7 protein-coding genes are annotated in these 7,324 nt (G+C 31.7%); 4 read left to right on the top strand and 3 right to left on the bottom strand.

Annotation, left to right across the window (positions count from 1 at the left end; translation table 11 throughout):
* Nucleotides 1–192 precede the first annotated feature (192 nt).
* Nucleotides 193–1,245, top strand: coding sequence for a nucleoid-associated protein (locus JJE11_RS11125; RefSeq protein ID WP_291635571.1), 1,053 nt, complete (start codon nt 193–195; stop codon nt 1,243–1,245).
* Between the two features lie 320 nt (nt 1,246–1,565).
* On the opposite strand, the gene JJE11_RS11130 is transcribed toward JJE11_RS11125, so the two are convergent.
* The 3 genes from JJE11_RS11130 to JJE11_RS11140 all read right to left on the bottom strand — a co-directional run bounded on the left by JJE11_RS11130 (nt 1,566) and on the right by JJE11_RS11140 (nt 3,716).
* Nucleotides 1,566–2,513, bottom strand: coding sequence for a ketose-bisphosphate aldolase (locus tag JJE11_RS11130; protein ID WP_291635573.1), 948 nt, complete (start codon nt 2,511–2,513; stop codon nt 1,566–1,568).
* A 136-nt stretch (nt 2,514–2,649) separates the two neighbouring features.
* The gene (locus JJE11_RS11135) at nt 2,650–3,030 is read right to left on the bottom strand and encodes a DUF4363 family protein (protein ID WP_291635575.1); all 381 of its coding nucleotides are present in this window, start codon (nt 3,028–3,030) and stop codon (nt 2,650–2,652) included.
* The gene (locus JJE11_RS11140; protein ID WP_291635577.1) at nt 3,027–3,716 is read right to left on the bottom strand and encodes a DUF421 domain-containing protein; all 690 of its coding nucleotides are present in this window, start codon (nt 3,714–3,716) and stop codon (nt 3,027–3,029) included. The genes JJE11_RS11135 and JJE11_RS11140 overlap by 4 nt, the downstream gene beginning before the upstream one ends.
* 177 nt (nt 3,717–3,893) lie before the next feature.
* Here JJE11_RS11140 and JJE11_RS11145 point away from each other — a divergent pair, with 177 nt between their 5' ends.
* The 3 genes from JJE11_RS11145 to JJE11_RS11155 all read left to right on the top strand — a co-directional run.
* On the top strand, nt 3,894–5,552 hold the full coding sequence (locus tag JJE11_RS11145; protein ID WP_291635579.1) for a nucleoside kinase: 1,659 nt from the start codon (nt 3,894–3,896) through the stop codon (nt 5,550–5,552).
* A gap of 639 nt (nt 5,553–6,191) precedes the next feature.
* Nucleotides 6,192–6,869 carry an L-serine ammonia-lyase, iron-sulfur-dependent subunit beta gene (gene sdaAB / locus JJE11_RS11150; protein WP_291635581.1) on the top strand — a complete coding sequence of 226 codons (678 nt, stop codon included), beginning with the start codon at nt 6,192–6,194 and terminating at the stop codon, nt 6,867–6,869.
* A gap of 20 nt (nt 6,870–6,889) precedes the next feature.
* Nucleotides 6,890–7,324: L-serine ammonia-lyase, iron-sulfur-dependent, subunit alpha (locus JJE11_RS11155; RefSeq protein ID WP_291635583.1), on the top strand; the 435-nt coding region annotated here is incomplete at its 3' end.

Raw genomic sequence — 7,324 nt, forward strand, 5'->3', positions numbered from 1 at the left:
ACATTAATATTACATTAAAATTATTAATTTCAATAGTACAATAGTAATATATAACTTTGTTATAATTGCAAATAAATAGTATAATAGTTAGGCACCTTAAAATAAATAGACTAGTATGCAGCGCTACAGGCGATGATTTAGCTTATTATTGTTTGAATGTGCGATTAGATAAGTATTAAGGCGGTGTTTTTTTTGGAGTATATAAAAGAAATTAATATAAATGAGGCTATTATTCATGTGTTAGATAACAATGCAGATGAACCTATCTTAAATGAATATGCATTAGATTTAGATGAAGAAAAACATGATTTTTTATTGAAACATATTCAGAAGTGTTTAAAAGATGAAGAATTAAAATATGCAGTTTTTAATCCCGATTGCAATATAGTAAAAGATATAGCCCAGGAATACTTAAATGGTGAGAATAATTTGCTGGTTGTATCTAAAGAAATAGCAAGACAGATGTTTGTTTTAATGAGATCTATTGGCAATATTCCTTCCTGTGACCTTATAGTAGTAGCTTTTACTACTGAGTTTGGACCGATCCTGGGTATATTTAAAATGGATTATATTAAGAACTATGTGCATACCATCGAGTTTGTAGATAATAAGTTAGGCATTGATATAGTATCACAGGTAACAGGTCTACCTGGTAGTTCTCAAAGGATACAAAAATGTGCTTTTTTAAAGCCGATTAGAAATGAAAATAATTTTGACTTAATGGTTATTGATAAAAAAAGTAAGAATAAACAATCGAATAATAGTGAAAATCAGGAAACTGGTTCAAACTATTTTATTAATGATTATCTAGGTTGCACAATTATTGATAATGAAAGAGATGTTACTAAAAGTTTTGTGAAGGCAGCTGAAAAATTCACTCAAAATAACTTTTCAGAAAATGCAGAAAAAGCAGAGGCTGTTAGAAGTAGTATAAAAAGAAAACTTAAAGAAGAAGATAGTATCGATGTTAGAGAATTATCAGAGGAAATATTTTCTGAAAATCATGATACTAAGGAAAAATTCGTTGAGTTTATAACGGATCAAGGAATTTGTGAAAATATTAGTCTTGATAAAGAATGGATAGACAAAAAGCTGAAAAGAGTAAGACTCAAGATTGATAAAGACATAGATTTATATGTTGATACGGAAACATATCATGATAATAGCCGATTTGAAATACAAAGGAATGGGGATGGAACAATTAATATGGTTATAAAACATGTAAGTAACTATGTAGAAAAATAGAAAAAAGTATATATTACGCGTATTGCAATACGACTAATGCAATCACTTCACTAAGAACTACTAATTATATTTTTAATTAATCTGCTAAAAAGCATAAACTCGCTAAGCTCAAACATATGCTTTTCTTAACGCAGCTTAATTAAAAATATAATAAGAAGTTCTAAAGCTTGTTCTAATGCATTATACATAATACATACTTTTTTTTGTGATTAAAAACAATATAATTAAACAAAAGACCCGCAGTATATTAAATACTGTAGGTCTTTTAGTTTTAATCATTTAGATTTAAATTAGTTGGTATTGAATTATATTGATTTTAATTATTTTGAAGAATTAGCAGAACCTAAAACATCAGTGATTTTACCTTCAACTAATTTAGTTATGTTCTTTCTTGCTTCTCCTAGATATTTTCTTGGATCTATTTCGCCAGGCTTTTGAGTAAGTACTTTTCTTATTGAACCTGTCATAGCAAGTCTTAAATCAGTATCCATGTTTACTTTACAAACAGCTTTAGAAGCTGCTTTTCTAAGCATTTCTAGTGGAATACCTTTTGCGCCTTTCATTTCTCCACCGAATTCATTGATCATAGTAACAAAATTTTGATCTACAGCGGATGCTCCGTGAAGAACTATTGGGAAATTATTCAACCCAGCTTCTTCTAATTTTTTTGTAATTAAATCTAATCTATCAAAGTCAAGTTTAGGTTCACCTTTGAATTTATATGCGCCATGGCTTGTGCCTATAGCTATAGCTAAAGAATCAATACCAGTTCTTGTTACATAATCTACTGCTTGTTCTGGATCTGTGTATGTTGCATCTGCTGCTGAAACATTAACAGCATCTTCAACTCCAGCAAGTTTACCAAGCTCAGCTTCAACTACAACGCCTTTAGAATGAGCAAAGTCGACTACTTCTTTAGTTGTTCTTACATTTTCTTCATAATCAAGATGGGAACCATCGTACATTACTGAAGTAAATCCAGAAGCTATTGCAAGTTTACATTGTGCTAAATCTGAACCGTGATCTAAGTGAAGAGCAATATCAAGGCCTGTGTCTTCTACTGCTGCCTCTACCATTTTTCTTAGGTAAGTTGGTCTTGCGTATTTCATAGCGCCACCTGATACTTGAAGTATAACTGCTGATTTGTGTATTTCACAAGCGTCAATAACACCTTGAATTATCTCCATGTTATTGATATTGAAAGCTCCAATTGCGTATTTTCCTTCGAGAGCTTCTTTGAACATTTTAGTAGTAGTAACTAATGCCATAGTAATTCCACCTTTCAAATTTTGTAAGAGGGACATATATTGTCCCTCTGGGACTTTTTATAATATATTATAATTATAAGCTATATATGGACTATTTTCTACCCCTTTATTATAAACGATCCATAAACGCAAAAAATTAAAAAATATTACTTATGGATACTTTTTCATGAGACTTTATATGATCTATAAGAAATTTCATAACATGTACAGTGGCTAAGGCTTCGGATTTATCTTTAGTTTTTATATATTGAGTTAATTTTAAAACTTCATTATCTACATGATCTAAGTCCTCATGATGTATATAGATGGTTAAAAAATTAGAAGCCTTTTTCCACTGAGCTATATAATCTAGTGATAAATTATAAGCATCTCCATAGTTCTCCTTAATTATATTACTTTCTAGAGCACAATTCAAATTTTGCAGATGGCTGCAATTACGGTTTATAGCATTTGTAGATAAAAATATTCCAATAATCATTATAATGAATAAGCTGAAGGCTGCTAAAATATTTTTCATTTATTATTATCTTTCCCTTCCTTAAGTTGATAAAAGAACTTATTTTTAGAGTCAAGCATTCCTACGAAAACATCGCTTGCATTAGAAATTCTATGTTTTTTTAATATTTTGTTTAGCCAAAGTTCGTCTTTTTCTAAAAGGATTAAGTTTTTGTGGTTTATGTTGCCATCCATAATTAGAGGTACAGGTAGAGACTCTTGAGTTATGGATAGATTTAAATCATCCTTAGTCACACTCGATTGACCAGTTTTTGGTAATATGGATAGCTCACCACTAGTCTCTAAGATAGCATATTGGATATCGGATAAATTAAAATAGCCTTTTAACCTAAGCTCTTCTAATAAATCGTTAATATTGAACCTTTGATATCTGAGTTCTGCAATATCAATTTTCCCGTTTCTTATTAATATACTGGGATTACCTGTTAATATTCTTCTAGCCTTTTCACTTTTGAGTTCAATAAGGGAAGTAGCTACTTGGAGAAATAGCAAAGTAATTATTGGTATTATCGAATGTAACATTGGTATTCTTATATCTTGCATAGGAAAGGTTGCTAGTTCGGAAATCATTAATGCAATTACTAGTTCGAAAGGTTCAAGCTCACCTATTTGCTTTTTTCCCATCAGCCTCATAATGAATATTACGAGAAAGTATAAGAAAATAGTTCTGATTATTAAAATAAACATAATATCACCTCATTACTATATAAGGCACATTTAAATAAATAACCAGTTGTCTGATAAAATTTATGTGCCTAATGTATATTTTCCGTTTAAATGCAAAAATTATAAGGGGTATATGATACATTTTTAAAAAAATAAAGTATAATAGTATTGAATAGTAAAATAATAGGGGATGATTGTATGAATAGTTTAAATATAGGGCTTAAAGATGGCAGAAATATTTTAGTTGAAAATGGGACTATATTAAATGCTATTATTAAGGACATTCATTTATTAAATGATGTGCCAGTAGTTTTAGGTAAATTTAATAATAAACTATACGAGTTAGGAGAGACTATAACGCAAGATGGTAATTTTGATACCATAGATATTACAAGCAGAATAGGGATGATGACATACGTTAGAACCCTCCAGTTCGTGCTAATAAAAGCAGTTTTAGAATTGTTTCCTGAAGCCAAAATTTCTATTGAGCATTCTTTGAGTAAGGGATTGTTTGGTGAAATTCAAAAGACTCCTGCACTAGATATTGATGATATATATGATATAAAAAGTAGAATGGGAGAGATAATAAAAGCGGATATTACTATAAGAAAGATAGCATTATCAAAAGATAAAGCAGTGGAAATTTTTACTCAGTATAATATGCAAGATAAAGTTAAGCTTTTAAAACATGTTAATGTAGATGAAGTAAAACTTTATGAATTAGCTGGGAGATATGACTATTTTTATGGCCCTATGGCTTATTCTACAGGAATATTAAAAACATTTGATTTAATATACTATGAGCCAGGTTTCATATTAAGATATCCGACGTCTGATGCCCCTGATAAAATTCCTAAATTTCAAAAACACGAAAAACTAGCTAAAGTATTTTATGAAGCAGAGCAATGGGGAACAATACTAGGGATTGGAAGTGTTGGTGCTTTAAATGATGAAATAGTAAATGGCGATATTGTTAATGTAATTAGAGTGGCAGAGGCCCTTCATGAAAAGAAAATTGCTTACATTGCGGATATGATTCAAAAGCGGGGACAGGTAAAATTAGTGCTTATTGCAGGACCGTCTTCGTCAGGAAAAACAACTTTTTCAAAGAGGCTAGGTATTCAATTAAGAGTAAATGGTTTAATGCCAGTATATATTTCCTTAGATGACTATTTTGTTAATAGAGAGTTAACCCCAAAAGATGAAAATGGAGATTATGATTTTGAATCTATATATGCTTTAGATTTGGAGCTTTTCAACGCAGACTTAAAATTACTATTACAAGGCGAAGAGGCTGAAATACCAAGTTTCAACTTTAAGACAGGGAAAAGGGAATGGTATGGTAATAAGATTAAAATGCCTGAAAACGGAGTTGTGATTGTAGAAGGAATACATGGGTTAAATGAAATTTTAACTTCTTCCATAGATAAGGATAGTAAATTTAAAATATATATAAGCCCGTTAACACAGCTTAATTTAGATGACCACAACAGGATTTCTACAACTGATGTAAGAATGACAAGAAGAATAGTTAGAGATTACTTATCTAGAGGATACGGCGTTGAAGATACACTGAAAATGTGGCCTTCTATAAAACGTGGAGAGGAAAAAAACATTTTTGTATTTCAAGAGCAAGCGGATGTAATGTTTAACTCAAATGTAGTCTATGAACTTGGTGTGCTTAGAAAATTTGCATTAGAAGAACTTAATAAAATTGGGGAAGATAGTCCAGTATATTATGAAGCAAGTAGATTAAGAAGCTTTCTGAATTTTTTTAAAGAAATAGATAAAGATTTAGTACCAGATAATTCAATAGTTAGAGAATTTACTGGTGGAAGTTGTTTTTATAAATATTAGACACCAATGAAGGTTCGGCATGTAGGATATTCCGATAGTAGAGAATTCGTTAACAGACTCTAAGTTTATTCCATGAAAAATTTCCTAACGCACTTATTCCACGTCCTGTTTCAGAAGTGCTAGCAACCCGTCCTGGGTTGCTTACGGAAATTTTTCACTGCATAAACTAAGAGTCTGTAAAACTCATTATATACTATCTGTCACACTCCTACATGCTTTAACCTTCATGATTATAATTTGTATTTATAAATACAATAATATCTACTCACTAATAACAGGATGTTTAAGTTTATTAGCAGAGGTTGAAAGTATGAAATTTCTCTGAAGTGACTTGCAATACGAGATGAAAAAACGATTGAAATCCCATTTAGAAATTCTTGTTTAGTGAATGTTAAATTCTCGTGAGACTGCACAGGAAGTACGGTCTAGCGAACCTGAGGCAGGACGCCGAATGCGAGTGTCAGAGAATTTAACATGAGCTAAACATTAGAATTTCTTAATGGAATTTCCCGTTTTGAGTTCGTTTGCAAGGCACGCAGGAGAAATTTCATGCTTGTTAAATAGTAATAAGAGAATAACATATGGTTATGTGTGACAAAATAATTGTTTTGTACGGTGTAGAGACTGAGGAGGATAATAATGAAAAACTACAGTGCTTTTGACATTTTAGGCCCAATTATGGTAGGGCCATCAAGTTCCCATACGGCGGGTGCAGCAAGACTTGCCAAAATTGCTGCTATAATCGCAGGGAAGGATATAGTTTCGGTCCAATTTGTTTTACATGGCTCTTTTGCTAAAACTTATAAAGGTCACGGTACTGATAGGGCATTAGTCGCAGGAATATTAGGAATGGATCCTTGGGATGATAGGCTTAAAGATGCATTAGGTATAGCTAAAGAAAAAGGACTTATAATAGAGTTCATTGAGGGAGATTTGGGAGAGGTTCATCCTAATACAGTGAAATTTGTTATAACTAAAAAAAGTGGAATAATAGCTGAAATTATTGGTTCCTCCGTTGGAGGAGGGAGTATTTTAATCTTTGAAGTTGATGGGCAACCAGTTGAATTTACAGGTAACTATCCAACAATTATAATTAGCCATAAAGATATTCCGGGTATGATTTCAAAAGTAAGTACCATATTATATGATGAAAATATTAACATAGCATTTATGAATGTGTATAGAAATAGCAGAGGACTCGAAGCAGCCATGGTATTTGAAACAGATACCGCAGTGCCTGAAGAGGTGCTAGGTAAGATTAAGTGTTTAGGGAATATTTATAATATAAGAGAAATATCACCAGTGTTACAGTCGTAATATGGTTAGGAGGAAAAAGTGTGTTTGTAAACAAAGGAATTGATCTTTTAAGTATATGTGAAGAAAAGAATATACCAATTTGGGAATATACAATAAAGTGTGAGGAAGAAGAAAGTGGGCTTTCGCGTCATGAGATTATAGAAAAGATGAGGAAAAATCTAATTACAATGAGGGAAGCTGCGGAATATGGACTTACAAATGAAACCAGATCAATAAGTGGGTTAATAGGTGGGGATTCAATAAAACTGAATAGGTATGCCAGTTCTAGGAATACGCTGACAGGTGAATTCATGATAAAGGCAATGGCGAGAGCGGTTTCTTGCTCAGAAGTGAATGCAGCCATGGGTAAAATAGTTGCGGCACCTACAGCTGGATCTTGTGGGATACTTCCTTCAGTAATTATTACAGCAGGAGAGAAACTTAACAAGACTGAAGATGAGTTGATTAATGCGCTA

Source organism: Clostridium sp. (genome assembly GCF_016650095.1).
Lineage (GTDB): Bacteria > Bacillota > Clostridia > Clostridiales > Clostridiaceae > Clostridium_AD.

Coding starts and splice junctions, on each gene's coding strand:
- JJE11_RS11145 (WP_291635579.1), top strand. CDS start 3,894: ATGAATAGTTTAAATATAGGGCTTAAAGATGGCAGAAATATTTTAGTT.
- JJE11_RS11140 (WP_291635577.1), bottom strand. CDS start 3,716: ATGTTTATTTTAATAATCAGAACTATTTTCTTATACTTTCTCGTAATA.
- JJE11_RS11130 (WP_291635573.1), bottom strand. CDS start 2,513: ATGGCATTAGTTACTACTACTAAAATGTTCAAAGAAGCTCTCGAAGGA.
- sdaAB (WP_291635581.1), top strand. CDS start 6,192: ATGAAAAACTACAGTGCTTTTGACATTTTAGGCCCAATTATGGTAGGG.
- JJE11_RS11135 (WP_291635575.1), bottom strand. CDS start 3,030: ATGAAAAATATTTTAGCAGCCTTCAGCTTATTCATTATAATGATTATT.